15 protein-coding genes are annotated in these 17,662 nt (G+C 44.4%); 7 read left to right on the top strand and 8 right to left on the bottom strand.

Annotated elements, in window-relative coordinates; genetic code table 11:
• Positions 1–206 precede the first annotated feature (206 nt).
• Positions 207–4,319, top strand: coding sequence for a hybrid sensor histidine kinase/response regulator transcription factor (locus IC230_RS10665; RefSeq protein ID WP_191038971.1), 4,113 nt, complete (start codon positions 207–209; stop codon positions 4,317–4,319).
• A 20-nt stretch (positions 4,320–4,339) separates the two neighbouring features.
• On the opposite strand, the gene IC230_RS10660 is transcribed toward IC230_RS10665, so the two are convergent.
• Both IC230_RS10660 and tkt read right to left on the bottom strand, forming a co-directional pair.
• Positions 4,340–4,579, bottom strand: a complete 240-nt coding sequence (locus tag IC230_RS10660; protein ID WP_223860585.1) for a hypothetical protein — start codon at positions 4,577–4,579, stop codon at positions 4,340–4,342.
• Positions 4,580–4,772: 193 nt separating this feature from the next.
• Positions 4,773–6,818 carry a transketolase gene (gene tkt, locus IC230_RS10655; RefSeq protein WP_191038970.1) on the bottom strand — a complete coding sequence of 682 codons (2,046 nt, stop codon included), beginning with the start codon at positions 6,816–6,818 and terminating at the stop codon, positions 4,773–4,775.
• Between the two features lie 325 nt (positions 6,819–7,143).
• Here tkt and IC230_RS10650 point away from each other — a divergent pair, with 325 nt between their 5' ends.
• On the top strand, positions 7,144–7,500 hold the full coding sequence (locus tag IC230_RS10650; RefSeq protein WP_191038969.1) for a hypothetical protein: 357 nt from the start codon (positions 7,144–7,146) through the stop codon (positions 7,498–7,500).
• 258 nt (positions 7,501–7,758) lie between these two features.
• On the opposite strand, the gene IC230_RS10645 is transcribed toward IC230_RS10650, so the two are convergent.
• On the bottom strand, positions 7,759–8,988 hold the full coding sequence (locus IC230_RS10645; RefSeq protein ID WP_191038968.1) for an alpha/beta hydrolase family protein: 1,230 nt from the start codon (positions 8,986–8,988) through the stop codon (positions 7,759–7,761).
• A 409-nt stretch (positions 8,989–9,397) separates the two neighbouring features.
• On the opposite strand from IC230_RS10645, the gene IC230_RS10640 reads away from it, so the two are divergent.
• The 5 genes from IC230_RS10640 to glgX all read left to right on the top strand — a co-directional run bounded on the left by IC230_RS10640 (position 9,398) and on the right by glgX (position 13,586).
• Positions 9,398–10,147 (top strand): OmpA family protein, encoded by a 750-nt coding sequence (locus tag IC230_RS10640; protein WP_191038967.1) that lies wholly within the window; start codon positions 9,398–9,400, stop codon positions 10,145–10,147.
• 33 nt (positions 10,148–10,180) lie between these two features.
• Positions 10,181–10,393 (top strand): hypervirulence associated TUDOR domain-containing protein, encoded by a 213-nt coding sequence (locus tag IC230_RS10635; RefSeq protein WP_191038966.1) that lies wholly within the window; start codon positions 10,181–10,183, stop codon positions 10,391–10,393.
• 6 nt (positions 10,394–10,399) lie between these two features.
• Entirely contained in the window at positions 10,400–10,747 is a 348-nt protein-coding gene (locus tag IC230_RS10630) for a DUF3140 domain-containing protein (RefSeq protein WP_191038965.1), read from the top strand.
• Between the two features lie 123 nt (positions 10,748–10,870).
• Positions 10,871–11,326, top strand: a complete 456-nt coding sequence (locus IC230_RS10625) for a ferritin-like domain-containing protein (protein WP_191038964.1) — start codon at positions 10,871–10,873, stop codon at positions 11,324–11,326.
• Between the two features lie 130 nt (positions 11,327–11,456).
• Complete coding sequence (gene glgX, locus IC230_RS10620) at positions 11,457–13,586, top strand: glycogen debranching protein GlgX (protein WP_191038963.1); 2,130 nt, start codon at positions 11,457–11,459, stop codon at positions 13,584–13,586.
• A 64-nt stretch (positions 13,587–13,650) separates the two neighbouring features.
• Here the strand turns inward: glgX and IC230_RS10615 are convergent, their stop codons facing one another.
• From IC230_RS10615 to IC230_RS10595, 5 genes are all read right to left on the bottom strand, one after another.
• The gene (locus IC230_RS10615) at positions 13,651–14,379 is read right to left on the bottom strand and encodes a DUF3891 family protein (RefSeq protein WP_191038962.1); all 729 of its coding nucleotides are present in this window, start codon (positions 14,377–14,379) and stop codon (positions 13,651–13,653) included.
• Positions 14,380–14,473: 94 nt separating this feature from the next.
• Positions 14,474–14,977, bottom strand: coding sequence for a pyridoxamine 5'-phosphate oxidase family protein (locus IC230_RS10610; protein WP_191038961.1), 504 nt, complete (start codon positions 14,975–14,977; stop codon positions 14,474–14,476).
• Positions 14,978–15,161: 184 nt separating this feature from the next.
• Positions 15,162–15,395 carry a DUF2188 domain-containing protein gene (locus tag IC230_RS10605; RefSeq protein ID WP_223860584.1) on the bottom strand — a complete coding sequence of 78 codons (234 nt, stop codon included), beginning with the start codon at positions 15,393–15,395 and terminating at the stop codon, positions 15,162–15,164.
• Between the two features lie 267 nt (positions 15,396–15,662).
• Positions 15,663–17,135: a hybrid sensor histidine kinase/response regulator gene (locus IC230_RS10600; RefSeq protein ID WP_191038960.1), complete on the bottom strand. Its 1,473-nt coding sequence runs from the start codon at positions 17,133–17,135 to the stop codon at positions 15,663–15,665.
• A gap of 72 nt (positions 17,136–17,207) precedes the next feature.
• Positions 17,208–17,648, bottom strand: a complete 441-nt coding sequence (locus IC230_RS10595) for a response regulator (RefSeq protein ID WP_223860583.1) — start codon at positions 17,646–17,648, stop codon at positions 17,208–17,210.
• Positions 17,649–17,662 lie beyond the last annotated feature (14 nt).

Here is a 17,662-nt window from a genome sequence, read left to right as displayed (position 1 = left end):
AAAAAGGCCAGTCTGTATTAAATCAATTATATATTAATAAATATAAAAATGTTCATATATTTACATTCAGTATTTAGGTGTGAAAAACTTTAGTTTTAGGTGTGAATATCATAAATAATTGATCATATTAGCGCTTGTAAACCAATTATATAGATACAGTAAAAATTAGGATCCTATATAATAATTCACAGAACTATGATCTTAATATGAGAGTACGCTTTACTGCTTCCAATTATTCATTAGTCGTTAAGATTGTCTATATTACTCTTTTCCTCACTGCTACTGTTAATTATTTTACTCTGGCACAGTCACCTGCTTTTCAACATATAGATGTTCGGGACGGCCTTGCCCAGAATACCGTGTTATCGATTACGCAGGACGACAAGGGATTTATGTGGTTTTCTACTTTGGATGGTCTGAACAGATACGATTCACGGGCTCTTCGAACGTATAGAAATGATCCAGCCGATCCTTCAAGCATCTCTTCCAGCTATGTATCAGCTTCTCTCTATGACTCTCGTAATAATTTGTGGATTGGTACCGGCAAAGGGTTAAACAAATACAATCCGAAGACAGATTCTTTTCAACAATTTTTTTATGATTCAGCCGTCAAAACCAGCTTAAGCAGTAATGACATATACTGCTTTTTTGAAGATCGTAAAGGCAATATATGGATTGGAACAGCAGACGGCTTAAATCGTCTTGCCGACCCTTCAACGAGCCGATTTGAGCGTTATATTTTTTCAGGCTCCGGTGGTCAAAACATTATCCATAGTATCGATGAGGATCGCGAAGGTAATTTATGGCTGGCAACGAATGGAGGGCTTATCCGAGTGGAATTTGAGCAGAGTACTTTCCGCTACAAAACGTTCACACACAACCCAAATAACTCCACGAGCCTGAGTAGTGATTTGGTCACAGCCTTGGTTATAGATCGGCAAAACAGACTATGGGTCGGCACTAAAAGCGGTGATTTAGATCGTTATGACCCATCGTCAGAAGCATTCATTCACTTCCGTAAGAAAGCATCAGCGGGTATTTTGTCGGCACATAATGAAATTAATTGCATGCACCTCGACAAGACCGGAACGATTTGGATTGGTACGGTGGAAGGGATCATTCAATTAGAGCCTTCTAAAGTAAATTTCACCTTTTATCAAAACGATCCCGATAATCCACAAAGTTTAGCCGATAACAGTGTTTATTCCCTTTTTCGAGATAAGCAGGGATCAGTGTGGGTAGGTACGTATTATGCGGGAGTCAACGTGTTACCTCCTGATAACGCTCCATTCAACATTCTAAAAGCGAAAAAGTCAGCTAAAGGTCTTAGTAGTAAACTAGTTAATCGTATTGCCGAAGACTATGAGCAAAATCTATGGGTTGGAGCCGATGGCGAAGGATTAGATTATATAAATCCCCGGACCGGCTTGATCGCTCATTATGAGGCAGGTTCTGATCCGGCGAAAAGCCTGTCGTCCAATCAGATAAAAGCCATCTACGTCGACAAAGAAGGCTATACCTGGGTAGGCACGCGCCGGGGAGGGCTTAGTCGGCTGGATCCAGATCACCGACTGTGGACAACTTATCACTATTCGACAGACAAGAATTATGATCATGTAGCTGCCTTATTGGAAGACAGTCAACAGCGTTTCTGGTGTATAAGCAACAGACAATTATTCCTTTTCGATAAACGTAATGGTGTTTTTCATCCATACCTATCTCAAAGTACTCCTTCTTCGGAAGCTAAGCCATTTATTAGTAATTCGTCAGTACCTGTCTTAATTGAAGATTCACATAAAAATATTTGGCTTGGCGGAATAGAAGGAGTTTTTCTACTTCGTTATAAAAGTTCTCGTATCGAGTGGATACCTTTTACTGAAATCCCCCCAAATGCCAATTCGCCGATGTCTGGTAAAGTTAACTCTATCTGTGAAGACAATCACGGTAAAATATGGGTAGGAACCGATTATAGTGGATTGAAACGATTCGATCCAAGTAACATTAAATTTATAGACTATGGAACAATAGACGGTTTATCGCAACGTGTAATTACTGCGATCGAGAGTGATAACACTGGTATGCTGTGGCTTAGTACTGAGAATGGTTTGACGCGCTTTGACCCTGAAAAAAAACGTAGCTATACGTATACCAGTTCCGATGGGATTCCAGGTAGTGAATTTGAAGGTAATGCGTCATATCGTGGTCGTGATGGACGATTATATTTCGGTACTAATGACGGCTTAGTCTACTTTGATCCTGCTGCAATTAAAATTAATACTAAGCCACCGACGGTCGTATTCACCGCTCTGGAAGTCTCTAACAAACCCATACAGGCTGGTGACAAAAGCAATTTACTGGTAAATGATATTGGCGCAACGGATGAGATAACATTCAACCATGAGCAAAACTTTTTCACCATAAATTTTGCGGTATTGAACTACATCAAAGCCGGAAAGAATCAATACGCTTATAAACTAAAAGGCATAGATCAGGAGTGGCATTACGTTAAAACGCCATCCATTACATATAACAACCTTCCCGCCGGAGAATATACATTACTGGTGAAAGGAGCCAATAACGACGGCATTTGGAGCACGCAACCGACTCAACTACGTATCGTCATGCTCCCTCCCTGGTGGAAAACATGGTGGGCATATGGCCTATATTTGCTGGCATTTGCAGCCGTATTGTATTTCATCCTACGATTCTTCTGGCTTAGAAACAACTTTAATCGTGAGCAGGAGTTACACCAGGCCAAATTAGATTTTTTCACAAATATCTCCCATGAAATTCGTACTCACCTGACGCTGATCATTGGACCGGTTGATGTACTCCTCAACACGAAAAAAGACGACGCTGATGTCCAAAGACAGCTGACTTACGCAAAAAATAGCTCAGATAGCCTGCTAAGTTTAGTTACAGAGTTAATGGACTTTCGAAAAGCAGAAAGTAAGCAACTATCACTTCATGTTTCCCAGAATGATATTGTCGCATTCATTAAAAATATTATTACTTCGTTTCTGCATTTATCCGAAAAACGAAATATCAACTTTTCTTTCTCAACAAATGAACCGTCTATTCCTCTCTGGTTTGATGCGAATCAAGTAGTAAAAGTAATTTACAATTTACTTTCCAATGCGTACAAATTCATTTCAGACGGAGGTGAGATTCGTGTCGAGATTGAAGAAAAAACCGATTCTGTAGAAATTAAAATTTTGGATAATGGAAAAGGAATTTCTGAAGAGAATGTTAAAAAATTATTCAGCAATTACTTCCAGATATACGATTACGGAAAAAAAAATACAGGTTACGGCATAGGACTCGCTCTATCGCGAACTATTACGGAGTTGCACTATGGTACTTTAACTGTTGAAAGCAAAGAAGCTCAGAATGGGCAGAACGGCTTTACATGTTTCATAATTAGTCTTCGGAAAGGGCACCATCACTTTACTCAAGACCAACTTGTTGCTCCACCCTTACTCCTACCTACCATCGATAAAGAAGCGAATGAACAGCTCACTACACCCTCAGAAACAGATTCCGAAACAGCTAAAGACCATACTATCTTACTTGTTGAAGACAATACTGAACTAAGAAGCTTTGTTAAGGGTATTCTGAAGCATCAGTATACTGTTATTGAAGCAACAAACGGGCGGGAAGGATGGGACGCAGCTGTCGATCGCATACCCGACATGATTATCAGCGACATTATGATGGCCGATGTCGATGGGCTGGAGCTGTGTCGTCGATTGAAATCAGATGAACGAACAAGTCACATTCCCGTGATTCTGCTCACGGCAAAAGCCGCTACTGTCTATCAGGTAGAAGGTCTTGAGACAGGAGCCGATAGTTATCTCACCAAACCAGTGAACGTACAGATTTTGGAGATTACCATTCGTAATCTCTTTAAAGCTCGTGAACTGATACGTAAAAAATACAGTAGTCAAATCATTCAGGAAATCCCTCCGTCTGCTACTAACCCAGTCGATGAGCGATTTATCAATAAAATCGTACAGATTACGGAACAACACATGAATAATCCGGAATTTGGGGTTGAGATGCTGACAGTTGAGGTGGGAATGAGTGCGCCGGTGCTCTACAAAAAACTCAAAGCGCTGACCGATATGTCAGTGAATGATTTCACGAAATCCATTCGCATGAAACGAGCCGCCCATTTACTTCAGCAAGGGTCTCTGAACATCAACGAGGTGGCTTATGAGGTAGGGTTTGACGACCGACGTTATTTCAGCCGTGAGTTCAAGAAAGTGTTTGGGCAAAATCCCAGCGAATACGCGAAAGGAACGCCATCTGTCAATTAGATTATAAAGTAAAAGATTAATCAGGAACATACTGCAATCTTGTGAGCCGGCTGCAATTCAGCGAGCAGGTCGTTTTTCTTATCCTGATGCTTGTGCATCCGTCGCAGAATTTCCACCAATACGTCGGCAGCCTGTAAAATATATGGGTCTTTATTGAGTATAACGTATTGCGAACGGCGAGCCATCGTAGCGTCCGTAATTTCGGCGCGTGACGTAATACCTGCCTTTGCCAGCGTTTTCAGCACCTGCGTAGCCCACATTACCAGAACATGAGTCGTTTCGAAAAACCACAGAATTTCTTCCTTACTGCTGATAGCCTTTCTGATCCATTGTCCATTTCAGTCGTCCTGAACATAGAGCTTCCCGAAAGTTATAAACTTTCGGGAAGCTGAAATGGAGTTACTAACTCCTGTTTGTGATGCCATGTTTTCGAAATCAGCACCACAAACAGGATCAGGATAAGACTTCTTTCTTCTCGATGCCTTCCGGTTCGCCTTTCAATACAGATTTGGCTTTTTTCACTACGTTCTCCACGGTAAAGCCAAAATACTTCATCACTTCTTCGCCAGGACCAGATAGGCCAAAGCGATTCATACTGATGGTTGTTCCTTCGTCTGTTACGTACTTATGCCAGCCGATGGGCGAACCTATTTCCACAGCCAGTCGCTTCCGAATCGTCGGTGGCAACACTTGGTGATGATACGCAATATCCTGTTGTTCAAACAATTCCCAGGAAGGCATACTCACTACCCGCGCCCGAATGCCCTGTTTTTTAAGTTCGGCCTGTGCTTCCAGTATCAGGGAAACTTCCGACCCAGTGCCGATTAAAATAATCTCGGGAATACCTTCGCATTCACTTAAGATATAAGCTCCTTTTTCGAGACCGCGTGCAGAACCATATTTTTCTTGATCAAGCACGGGTAGTTTCTGTCGCGAGAGAATCAGCACCACGGGCGTTTTCGGTTGAAGCATGGCTACTCGCCAGGCTTCGACTGTTTCGTTGGCGTCGGCAGGACGTAGCACGATAATATTGGGAATGGTACGTAGTGAAACAAACTGTTCAACCGGCTGGTGGGTAGGTCCATCTTCCCCTAAGCCAATGCTGTCATGGGTGAAAACGAACGTAGCAGATGACTCCGCCAAAGCTGTCAGACGGATGGCTCCCCGCATGTAATCCGAGAAGTTCAGGAACGTACCGCCGTACGGGTGTACACCCCCATGCTGCGCCATACCATTGAGAGCAGCTCCCATTGCGTGTTCACGTACACCGAACCAGATATTCGAATTTTCGTAATGACCAGGTTGAAAACTGACGTCACCTTTGGTCGGCATGTCGTTCGACGAAGCCAGATCGGCCGAACCGCCGAAAAGATAAGGTACCTTTTTTTTCAGAGCTTCCAGTGCTTTACCCGATGCCTGTCTGGTTGCCAGAGGGCCATCGGCAGGCGCAAATTTAGGGAGATCCTTGTCCCAGCCTTCTGGAAATTTTCCTTTGAACGATAGGCTGAATTGTTCTGCTTCTTTCGAGAAATCACCTTTATAGGCATCAAATCGTTGTTTCCAGTCAGCCTGTAGTTCAGCTCCGCGCTTACCCGCTTCAAGTAAGTGATCCTTAACTTCATCGGGAATCACAAATGTTTTATCGGGGTCCCAGCCGAAAAACTCTTTTGTTTTACGAACGTTTTCCTCACCCAATGGGCTACCATGCACTTTGCTGGTTCCTTCCTGCGGACTGCCATAACCAATAATGGTACGTACTGCAATAATTGACGGGCGCTCTTTTTCAGCTTGCGCTAATTTGATAGCATTTTCAATAGCGTCCAGGTCATTGCCATCCGCTACGTGCTGTGTATGCCAGCCATAAGCATCAAAACGAGCCATCCGATCTTCTGTAAAAGCCAGATTAGTAGGGCCGTCCAGCGAAATCAGGTTATCATCATAGAGATAGATCAGCTTCCCTAATTTAAGGTGACCTGCTAACGATGCCGCTTCGGATGCAATACCTTCCATCAGATCCCCATCACTGACAATGGAATACGTGTAGTGGTCCATTACCGTATGATCATCGCGATTATAAGTAGCTCCCAGAAATGCTTCAGCCATCGCCATGCCAACTCCATTCGCAAATCCCTGCCCCAGTGGTCCAGTAGTAACTTCAACGCCGGGCGTCAGATTCGATTCGGGGTGGCCAGGCGTCATAGAATGAAGCTGGCGGAAATTTTTAATTTCTTTCAGCGGTAAGTCATAGCCATAAAGATGTAACAGGCTATACAGTAGCGCCGAGCCATGCCCAGCCGATAAGACAAACCGGTCTCGGTCAGGCCAGTGCGGATCTTTAGGATTGAAGCGCAAAAAACGCGACCAGAGAACATATGCCATGGGAGCGGCTCCCAGTGGTAAACCTGGATGTCCTGAGTTAGCTTTTTGAACGGCATCAACCGACAAAAGTCGGATAGTATTGATGCTAAGTTGGTCGAGATCAACCGATTTTTTAGCCATAGTGAATCAATCAGATAGTAAAAAAATAACCTTGTTGTGCTGATATGCTTGTGTCAGTCAACCAGGTTTTATAATCTAACTACTGAACGCCAAAGAAGATTGAAAAAAATAGCAAATGTTAGCAAATAGCACTGATTAACAAGCAAATAGATTTCCTCCTAATGTACGTTAAATGGTCTGGTATATTTCGAGCCGGACTACATTATCGATACTATGGGCCTATCGGTCAGAGTAGGTAACTGATTCTAAAAATTCAGAACAAATACCTGGCAGGCCTAGTCTTTATAGAGCAATTAGCATTCTCCCTATATAAACGCAACTACTTATGCCTCTTCATGTTAAACTGGATTTCACAGCTCCTTTTACGGTTGGCGACACGATCTATTCTAGTTACCCTCCAGGTGATCATAAATATACGGGTGGGCCATCATCCTATGACTCTCTGGAAGGTAAGATATCCTCTGTTAAGTTCGAGTTGGAACTTAACCACGACAATTCCTGCCTGGTGAAGGAGGCTATAACGGAAAAAGAGCTGACGGTAAAAGCCGTCGTTTATACAGTTATGCCATCAGCCCAGCCCCACCTTTCGCCGTTTACGGTCGAATGCAATCTACAGCCCGACAGCCATCCTATGCTGTTTGCTTCAGAAGCTGAACTGCGGGCGTACCAGCATCCAGTGTAGCTTTTTCGTATCTTCTGTTTACTTTTCTTTCAGTTGGCTTAGCGCCAGGCGTCATTACACAGGTTAGTATGCACTCCGAATGACGAGATTCTGCGGTGGAGGAAAGCTTCTGAACAAACGGTTGAGGACGTAACGGATTAGTAAGAACAGAGCTTAATCAAAAAAGGCTGCTTTGCGCGAATTGGCAAAGCAGCCTTAATATACTTCGAAGTTGACTAATGTAGCCGTCAGCCTACTACTCACACGTTTTACGTTGATCTATAAACCGTTGGCCGCAGGCTGACGACTGCTTTTAGCTAGAATATTATTAAAGAATGTATAGGTCCTCTCAATAAAGCCAAGAATGGCTGTGCCGTGAGTTCCTCCCGAAATCGATTCTAATTTTACGTCAGTTGCTCCACGTTTTTGCATAGCATCGACAGCGTTTTGTGAATTTAAAAACGACACAATTTCATCGGCAGTCCCGTGATACAGACGTGTTGGTGTACGGGGTTTCCAGTCGTGAATATCGTTATCCTGTACGGCTGCCAGAAATTCTTTGTCAGTACCTTCATTAACAGCCTGCTTAAAGCTCTCCGTAAACGTTTGTTCCAGACTAACATTGATAGAAGCTTCTTTACCACGTAGCGCAATCTGCGAAGCATAGGGTTCTTTGAAATAATACGTCATCGGGCGATTCAATCCATAAATCCGGTCGTAAGTCAGCAGAACCCATATATAGAGTCGATTAATGTAATCAACACCAGTTGTTTTTTCATTCAGTATCTGCTTCATAAAAGCTGGTTTATCGTAGGCTCCAGCCCCACAACTCGATGCCACCAGATTGAATTCTCCAGTTGTTTCTTCTTCGATTTTCTTCTGCAAGGCCATCGTTGCATACCCACCTTCTGAATAGCCAGCCAGAAACAGCCGTTTATCCCAGTTGATGTTCTGATTACTCAGGAACTCACGAGCGGCACGTAGCATATCCAGCGACGCCGTTGCCAAGCCGTTACGGTGTTCATATGGGTGAGGCAGGTCTTTCGAAGCACCGTACCCAATATAATCTGGAGCTGCAATAATATAGCCTTGTGAGGCAAACACCGATCCGTACGTATACGCTTCACTACTCGATTGAAAATTCGACGGAGCATCGCTATCGCTCGTAATAGTGCCATGTTGCATGCTTAACATCGGTACTGCCGTTGTTACAGTAGGCACGATAAGCGCTCCCGACGCCTTGATTGTTTTACCGTCGGTATTAGTGGTCGTGTATTCCAGCCGATAAGCTTTGATGCTATACCGGATAAAGATTTGAAGGGGTGCCAGCACGCCCGTAAAACGATTCCGCAACTGACTTATCGAATACTCGCCGATAAGTGATCCGCTGACCAGCGTCTGTACCTGCGACGGAGGCATAGGATCATCGTTTACGGATGTTTTGCAGCCGGTAGGAGCAATCAGCGTTATACCCCCGATCAGGAGTAAAGCAAAAATTGATTTGATCATTAATATACGGGGAAATTAAATCTATAAGATTGGTATATTTTTAACGCTTTCAGACCACATTTCGTTTGTGAAACGCCTAATTATGCCTGGAAAGCTACGCTTTTCATCATAATGATGATCAATACATTCGTTTGATCAGCCCGTAGATCATAAGCCGTATAGAGAAAGTCTAATTTAAAATAGCCTCTGTGGAACGTACTCCACAACAATAGGCATCACACTTCCCGCTTACTCTATCAGATTACTTCTCTCAATAGCTATAAGTTGGTATAAATCTAAATTAACCAATACTTTTAACTATTTAATAATCAGACGTCTATTCAAAATAACTAACCTTTGTTGATGGGTGTTAAATTAAACTGGTACAAGGTTTGGGCATCAATAGGTAATACCAAATATTCGCAGCACTATGAATAATCAGTTGAAATCAGTCGGAATAAAAACGCTCTTAGTGCTTATCGCTACCAGCCTTTTATCTGGCAACGTTTTAACAAGTTGTAAGTCGTCTAAGGAAACAACGAACAGCCGACAAACAGCTAGTACTAAAAAGAAACTTAATAAGACACAAAAAGGAGCTTTAATCGGTGCTGGTAGCGGTGCCGTTGTTGGCGGTGTCATTGCCCGTCGGAGCGGAAACACCGCTTTGGGTGCTATTCTAGGCGCAACAGTAGGCGGAGCAGCCGGCGCTGTTATCGGTCGCAGGATGGATAAACAGGCGGAGGAAATGCAACGTCAACTGCCGGGCGCACAGGTTGAGCGGGTTGGCGAAGGGATTAAAATCACGTTTGGATCAGACATTCTGTTCGACACGGATTCATATGCACTTAAACCAGCTACTAAACAGCAACTGGTCGACTTTGCAAAAACACTTAACAAATACGAAGACACAGACATCCGTATCGAAGGTCACGCCGATGCAACGGGACCGGAAGATCACAATTTGAAGCTATCTAGACAACGAGCCAATGCTGTTGGTAGTTATCTGGAAACGCAGGGTGTAAAAACATCACGAGTAGATGAACTAGGGTACGGAGAAGCACAACCCGTTGCGGATAACTCGACAGAAGCTGGACGCAAAAAAAATCGTCGCGTGGATATTGCCGTTTTTGCAAACAAAAAACTGCAACAAGATGCTAAAGATGGTAAGCTTGGTGATTAATAGTTTTTGACTCACAACAAAACACGTGAACAAATGGCTACGGTAAAGAAAGGTGATGAGGTACAGTGGAACTACGGACGAGGAAAAGGAGAAGGCAGCATAGCCGAAGTTCACGAGGAAGACGTTAAACGGACTGTTCAGGGTGCTACGGTAAAACGTAAAGGATCTAAAGAAGAGCCAGCCTTGGTGATCAAACAGGGAGACAAAAAAATTATTAAGTCAGCCAGCGAGGTCACGAAAAAGTAAAAAGTTATGGCAACTACGGTTCTTGACGATAACGAGAAAAAGGCGCTGAAAAAGGAATTTGATTCGGTTGTTAACATGTCGCCTTCACAAATCGAGAAATGGCTCAAGACAGATGAGTCGAAAGCGGTTGGTCAGAAGAAAGAGGGCGACAGTGAATCAATCGGTCATAAATCAGGTGAGCATATTATCGAGATTCTGAACAAAAAAACCACTGATTTATCAGAAGACGATTATGCGCACATGGGTAAAGTTGTTAGCTACGTTAAACGGCACAGTGCTCAGAAGCCAGAGCACGTAGCAGGTTCAAACTGGGCTTATTCATTAAAAAATTGGGGTCACGATCCCGAAAAATAAAAGCGACTGGCGGGTGCGGTATCAAAGTACTAGTTTACCCCTGTCAATGGCTTTCTGATTTACTCAACGACAGATAGAAGTAGTAAGGTTAAATTAATTCGATTAAACAAAACAGAACACGTTATGAATGTGAAAGAAACCCGGGGTGAGATCCTAGATCAGTTAAATCGACTGCTCACCCGCAATCATGATGCAGAAAAAGGCTATCAGGAAGCCGCTGACAATGCAAAAGACAACGAACTGAAAACGCTGTTTTTAACTCAGTCCAAGCAACGGAGCGAATTCGCTCATGAAATTGATCGCGAAATCCGTGCTTTGGGTGGTGAACCTGATACTAGTACTAGCCTTGCAGCCGATCTGCATCGGGCCTGGATCAATATAAAGTCGACTTTCGCCAGCGACGATGATAAAGCAACCGTACAGGAGTGCCACCGGGGTGACCGGGAAGCACTTCAGGATTATAATTCAGTACTTCAGGAAACGGACTTAGTGGCCAGCACACGCGAGTTATTGTTACGTCAAAAACAGAGCATCGATACAGCAAATTCATCGATGGCTCGCCTGGCCTTGGTAGTGTAGTGAATGGTGGGATTGGAAAGCCTGCCTCCGTTGGAGGCAGGCTTTTTTGTTTCCCAACAAGCCAAAACAATACCCTTCATACCCGGTTTAGATATTAAAAGTTGTTACATCAATTCTTAGTAATTCGTTTATGAGTAAACCATCTAAGGCAGACGATGCCTCTGAATCTATCCAATCAAGACCGGGCAAACCTTATCCACTCGGTGCTACCTTCGATGGTGAAGGCGTCAATTTTGCTCTTTTCAGTGAAAATGCCACAGCCGTCCAGCTGTGCTTGTTCGATAGCGACGATCCTAGCCGTGAAACAGCCTCTATTCCAATCAGTGAACATACAGACTTAATATGGCATATTTATCTGGATGGTTTACAACCGGGCCAGCTTTATGGTTTTCGAGTCGACGGAGCTTATGATCCGCAGGGTGGCTATTTTTTCAACCCAAATAAATTATTGCTCGATCCTTACGCTCGTGCGATCAATGCGCCAATCACGCATAATAACGCCTGGCTGGGCTACGATAATAAAAAGCCTACCTCCAGCGAAGACGGTAAAGACGAATACCTGGCCATGAGCCAGGAAGATAGTGGTCCAACGGTGCCGAAGAGCGTAGTTGTTGACTCTGAGTTTGATTGGGGAAACGATGCTCCGCCCGATACGCCCCTGCACCGGTCGGTAATTTACGAGATGCATGTAAAGGGCTTCTCTCATTTACATCCAACAATGGATGAAGCTGTTCGTGGTACGTATGCTGGCGTTGGCGCTCCTGAAAGTGTCGAGTATTTGAAGAAACTGGGCATTACTGCCGTTGAACTTTTACCCGTCCATCAGTTTACGGATGAGAGTTATTGGGGATACAATACGATTGGCTTTTTTGCCCCTCAAAATACGTACTCCTCTTCCGGGATGGCAGGTCAGCAGGTTGCTGAGTTTAAACGAATGGTCAAGAACCTGCACCAGGCGGGTATAGAAGTTATTCTGGATGTGGTCTATAACCACACCGCCGAAGGCAACCAACTAGGCCCTACCCTATCGTTTAAAGGAATTGACAACCGGGTCTATTACCACCAGGTTGGCGATAAGCCGGAATATTACATGGATTATACCGGTACCGGCAATACGTTCAACCTGAGTCATCCGCGGGTTTTGCAGCTGGTTATGGACAGTCTTCGCTACTGGGTAACGGATATGCACGTCGATGGCTTCCGGTTCGATCTGGCTTCAGCTCTGATACGTACTGACGAAGAATTTGGCAGCGTTTCTTCTTTCCTGGATACCGTAGCGCAGGACCCGATCCTGGCTCAGGTAAAGCTCATCGCTGAACCCTGGGATATCCAGTCCTATCATGTCGGCGGATTTCCGGTACGTTGGTCGGAGTGGAATGGTAAGTATCGCGATACACTTCGGGGATTCTGGAAAGGTGATAGCGGGAAAGCCGGTGAAACAGCGCTACGTCTACTGGGAAGCCCTGATCTATATTCCAATGATGGCCGTTCACCCGCTAACAGCATTAATCTGATTACAGCGCATGACGGCTTTACACTGAACGATTTAGTTAGTTATAACGAGAAACATAACGAAGCGAACGGCGAAGATAATCGCGACGGCTCCAATGATAATTTGAGCTGGAACTGCGGAGCCGAAGGTCCTACCGACGATCCCGAAATCAACGACCTACGCGAACGCCAGAAACGTAATTTCCTGACAACGATGCTGCTCAGTCAGGGTACGCCGATGCTGGTGATGGGCGATGAATGTGGTCGAACACAACACGGGAATAACAATGGCTACAATCAGGATAGCGAAATCAGCTGGATGGATTGGCACTGGAATGATAAACAGCAGGCACTGTTTGAGTTCACTAGTCAGCTTACAGCCTTACGTCAGGATATTCCTTTACTGAGCCGTCGTAAATTTTTCGGCAATGAACAGGTGGCTTATCTACTGCCAGATGGCGGGGAGATGAACAACGACGACTTGCATAATCCCGAAACCCGTTGCCTCGGTCTATTTATCGACGGCATGCGTGTAAGTGAACAAACAGAAGATGGGCAGGATATTGGCGATGAACAGTTAGTCTGGATTCTGAACGCCTATTGGGAAGACATTGATTTTATGCTGCCCAAAATTGGCCGTAAGAGTTCACTCTGGGAGGTTGTCCTTGATACAGCTACTGGTCAGGTTCATCCAGAAACGGCGCCCATTAAAGGCGGCCATCCCATCACGATAACAGCCCGTTCGTCAATGCTGTTACGAGTAAAATAATAGTTTTTTGTCGGCATGTTCCGCGCTGAGTCTGAACTTAGTGCGGAACATGCCGACAACTAGTTTATTGCTTTCTAAATACCCATTCTTTCATAATGATAGGCGCTTCCTGCATTACGTTATAGAGCTCGTGATCATCTTGAAATGCCAGCTGTGGTAACTGGAATGCCTCAACATGTACGGAAAATGTTGAGGAATCGAATGGCCAAGGCTCAATTGTCAACGTATCATCGTTACGTTGCTGAATGTAATACGAGATACCATCAGGTCCTTTGCTTACTTCCAGCCGTCTCTCTTCAGGAGGTATTTGCCCCATACACAGTATCAGCGATAACGCGTCACACCATTGCACAAACGAATAGGCGTAGTTAGCTTCTGCTTTAGTCGCCTTGTACTGCTTTCGCCATGAAGTCTGATTATGAATCTGTTGATCCATAAATAAATCCAATTCTTTATCAGTACCACGTTTGGACTCATACAGGAAGGATGTATGCATTGACATGATCAGGGCATTCCAGCGGCTTTTCTGTAGTCCGATCTGAATAAGATTGCGACATTGTTCGATAGAATATTGTAGGATCTGGAAATGTAATGGCCCACCAGCTTTTGTTAAATGGTTACGTCCTGTCCAGGGTTCCTGCCCGTCGTCGTGTTCAGTTAAAGCGATAAGAGTTTCAATCCAGTGTATGGGTCGCTTATCCGTTCCCCAATGCGATGCCAATTGAACCGCTAGTAAACCATGGGCTTGTTGGTTTATAATCTGCCAGCCCTCATCCGTTTGAGTAACGATCATAGAAAGGGAGAAACACAGCAAGGGGAAGAAAGAGACAAGAGGATAACGCTGTATTCCTCTCGTCTCTTTCTTCCCCTTGCTGTGTTTCTCTAAATTAATTGTAGATTTTTTCGTTCTCTCCCATTTTGGGAGGATTGCCAGTTATGACTGCGGTTGCCTGCTGAAAAAAGCGGACCATTTTACTGTCGCTTGCGCTCCAATACTCGGCCATATCGGTATGAACTTTCAACAGAACTAATTCCGAATCATCTTTCCCTTCCGGGAACCAGGCTTTTGCCTGCGGATTCCAAAGTTCTTCAACTTTAGCCCGATCATCCAGTTCCTGCGCTTTCCCCGAAATTGATACGTAGTCAGCATCACTTACAGATGCAAACGAAAGATTGACCCGGTGATCGTTGTTATCAATCTGATCGACTTTGGGCGATGATCGTTTTGTAAAGAACCAGATAGTTCCATCTTCATCGGCCTGAAGGGCAGCCATGGGTCGGCTTACTAAATTTCCCTGTTCATCAACGGTCGTCATCATCGCAATGCGGATGTCTTCGACCATTTCTCGAACTTTTTCCAGTTGTTTACTTGTCTGTGATTGGGTTTCCATAACGTTATAAAAAGATTGGTCAGCTAGTCAGTCATACAGTCGGCCAGTGTATCTTCGTAACGAACTGGCTAACTCCCGACGTGTCTAACTGACTAACCTATTTAATTATAAAGTGTTTGCTGTATGACGCTTCAATAAAATAACGTAACGGATTAGCTTCCCCTTTCGGCAAAGAAGAGATTAACTACGCGTAAAGTTGTCCGTTCGTTATCGGCCACTCCCGCTCGTAGCGAGCCCAGCGCCGGGCTTGGTCAACGCTGATAGACACTACGTTCTGCTTATCCAATCGTCCCTGTTCCAGAAGATGATTCGCGATCTCAATTGCTTTAGCGCGTGTACTGGGACTTAATGAGCGCATAGCTGACGGAAAGTGATTGATCGTCCACATAGCCGTAGATTGGATTAATGAGTGTTTCATATCTACTCTAGCTGATTCTGTGCCATTTCTTAACTATCCATTTATAAAGCTCAGGATACATAAGCTAAGTTACTCTTTATCAGAACTATATAACAGTACTAATTTTTGCACGACTAATCAATCAACTTGCTATCTTGTAGAGATATGTAGAATTTATTTAGGGCAATGGGTATATTTTTACCCACTGTGTGACACAAAAAAAACCAGCTCTAAATCAAAGCTGGCGATGGTCTATCTAAAAAAGAATAAGCAGGCAAACCGTTATGTCTATTTTGGAAAGTATAATCGGAACGTAGTTCCCTGACCTACCTGGCTTTCTACCTCGATAGACCCCTTATGACTGTTAATGATATTCTGCGTAGCCGTCAGTCCTAAGCCCATTCCGCCCGATTTCCCCGTAAAAAATGGATCAAACAGGCGCTGCCGGTCAGCGTCGCTGATGCCACCTCCATTGTCACTTACTTCAACATATACACGGTCATCTTCCGTGCAGCTTGTCTTAACGACCAGTATTCCTTTTCCTTCCTGCATGGCTTCAACAGCATTAACCAGGATATTCAGCAATGCCGTTTTGACCTGATCACGGTCGAGTAAAGCCAGACAGTCACCTGCTGCAAAGCTTGTTTCAAGCCGCATTCGCTTGAGCTTGATACGGTCACTAACGAGTTGTAGCGTTTCTTTTACAATAGCGTTAAAGTCCTGCTTTTTCCGATCCAGATCACGCGGTTTGGATGAATTAAGCATTTCGGTGATAAGCTGCCCAATACGATCTACATTTCGGCCGATAATGTCCGTAAACATGGTAATGTATTCATTATCCGTATCCAGCTCATCTTTAAGCTGTTCCAGAGCCAGACTCAGATTAGTAAGTGGATTCCGAACTTCGTGAGCAATACTACGGGCAATTTTACCAGTCATGGTCAGCTTTTCAGCCAGAATCAGATCCTGCTGAGCTCGTTTCTGCTCAGTAATATCCCGTACAATTCCCTGGTACCATTCCGGCTTGCCAATTATGTCTTCGACCGCCCAGACAGAAACAAGACAAATACGCTTACGGCCGCTCCGATGAATCAGCGTAGTTTCAAAATCTTTAATCTGCCCGTGTTCGCGAACATTGAAACGTAGCTTACGCAGCTGGTCAAGATCCGTAAAAAGCCGTGCCGGATTGAGTGACCGAAGCTCTTCGCGACTGTAACCTAACAAACGCTCGACAGACGGATTGGCATCCTGAAAATGCAATTCATCATCCGTAACAAAAATAGCGTCGATGGAGCGCTCAAACAGCGTTCGGTACTTGTTCTCTTTCTGGGCAACTTCAGCCAGTACGCCCGCCTGTCGAAGCGCATAGCGAATACTACGTCCAAGAAGTTGCGCATCAATACGTCCTTTTACCAGATAGTCAGCCGCACCCAGTTCAAGCGCCGATTGATCAACCGTCAGATCGTCCTGGCCGGTAAGCAGAATCATTGGGGCACGGCACCCCATTCGGAAAGCTTCCTGAATTAAATCAATTCCGGTGTAGGGTCCTAAGCGATAATCAACCAGATAGACATCGTATTGGCCACTCTCAATGGCCGTCAAAGCACGGTTGTAGCTATCTACCCATTCCAGTTTAATTGTACTATTCTCCTTAGCTGACACCAGGGCTTTCGTCAGCAGGTAATCGTCTTCGTCGTCCTCAATGAGCAGAACGCGGATATTTTCTTTTTCTTCAGCAACGTCGAGTGTAGTCGGTATCATACAACATAAGCAGCTGGCAGTCAGCAGCGAAAGAAATAGTTGTGGGAACGCCTGCCGGCAACCGATTACTGATTATGGCAACTTGACGGTGTCCATCCAATACGTTTTCAACGCACTGACCATTTCAACTAATCGGTTAAAATTGAATGGTTTTGTTACAAATGAATTAACGCCAAGATTATAGGTTTTTATTACGTCTTCGTCGGCAGAAGAGGTCGTCATCACCACAACAGGCAACCGGCGTAGTTTAGGATCATCTTTAATTTCACTTAATGCCTGAAAACCGTTTTTCCGGGGCATATTCAAATCCAGAACTAATAAATCTGGCCAGGGCGCATTTTGTTCGGTATAACGGCCCTGTCGAAGCAAATAGTGCATTAAATCTTCACCGTCTTCCACAAACTGTATTGTGTGCGCGTATCCGCTTTGCCGAAGCGCCTTTTCCATAAACATACGGTCATCCGTATCGTCGTCGGCAATCAGGATAGTCATTGACGTAGGCTTACGGTGCATAAAGCGAATCGAAT

Source organism: Spirosoma validum, from assembly GCF_014699035.1.
GTDB lineage: Bacteria > Bacteroidota > Bacteroidia > Cytophagales > Spirosomataceae > Spirosoma > Spirosoma validum.
Note: the sequence above shows the minus strand (reverse complement) of the source record. Positions and strands in the feature narration are given on the sequence as shown.

Coding starts and splice junctions, on each gene's coding strand:
- IC230_RS10665 (WP_191038971.1), top strand. CDS start 207: ATGAGAGTACGCTTTACTGCTTCCAATTATTCATTAGTCGTTAAGATT.
- IC230_RS10660 (WP_223860585.1), bottom strand. CDS start 4,579: ATGTGGGCTACGCAGGTGCTGAAAACGCTGGCAAAGGCAGGTATTACG.
- tkt (WP_191038970.1), bottom strand. CDS start 6,818: ATGGCTAAAAAATCGGTTGATCTCGACCAACTTAGCATCAATACTATC.
- IC230_RS10650 (WP_191038969.1), top strand. CDS start 7,144: ATGCCTCTTCATGTTAAACTGGATTTCACAGCTCCTTTTACGGTTGGC.
- IC230_RS10645 (WP_191038968.1), bottom strand. CDS start 8,988: ATGATCAAATCAATTTTTGCTTTACTCCTGATCGGGGGTATAACGCTG.
- IC230_RS10640 (WP_191038967.1), top strand. CDS start 9,398: ATGAATAATCAGTTGAAATCAGTCGGAATAAAAACGCTCTTAGTGCTT.
- IC230_RS10635 (WP_191038966.1), top strand. CDS start 10,181: ATGGCTACGGTAAAGAAAGGTGATGAGGTACAGTGGAACTACGGACGA.
- IC230_RS10630 (WP_191038965.1), top strand. CDS start 10,400: ATGGCAACTACGGTTCTTGACGATAACGAGAAAAAGGCGCTGAAAAAG.
- IC230_RS10625 (WP_191038964.1), top strand. CDS start 10,871: ATGAATGTGAAAGAAACCCGGGGTGAGATCCTAGATCAGTTAAATCGA.
- glgX (WP_191038963.1), top strand. CDS start 11,457: ATGAGTAAACCATCTAAGGCAGACGATGCCTCTGAATCTATCCAATCA.
- IC230_RS10615 (WP_191038962.1), bottom strand. CDS start 14,379: ATGATCGTTACTCAAACGGATGAGGGCTGGCAGATTATAAACCAACAA.
- IC230_RS10610 (WP_191038961.1), bottom strand. CDS start 14,977: ATGGAAACCCAATCACAGACAAGTAAACAACTGGAAAAAGTTCGAGAA.
- IC230_RS10605 (WP_223860584.1), bottom strand. CDS start 15,395: ATGAAACACTCATTAATCCAATCTACGGCTATGTGGACGATCAATCAC.
- IC230_RS10600 (WP_191038960.1), bottom strand. CDS start 17,135: ATGATACCGACTACACTCGACGTTGCTGAAGAAAAAGAAAATATCCGC.
- IC230_RS10595 (WP_223860583.1), bottom strand. CDS start 17,648: ATGCACCGTAAGCCTACGTCAATGACTATCCTGATTGCCGACGACGAT.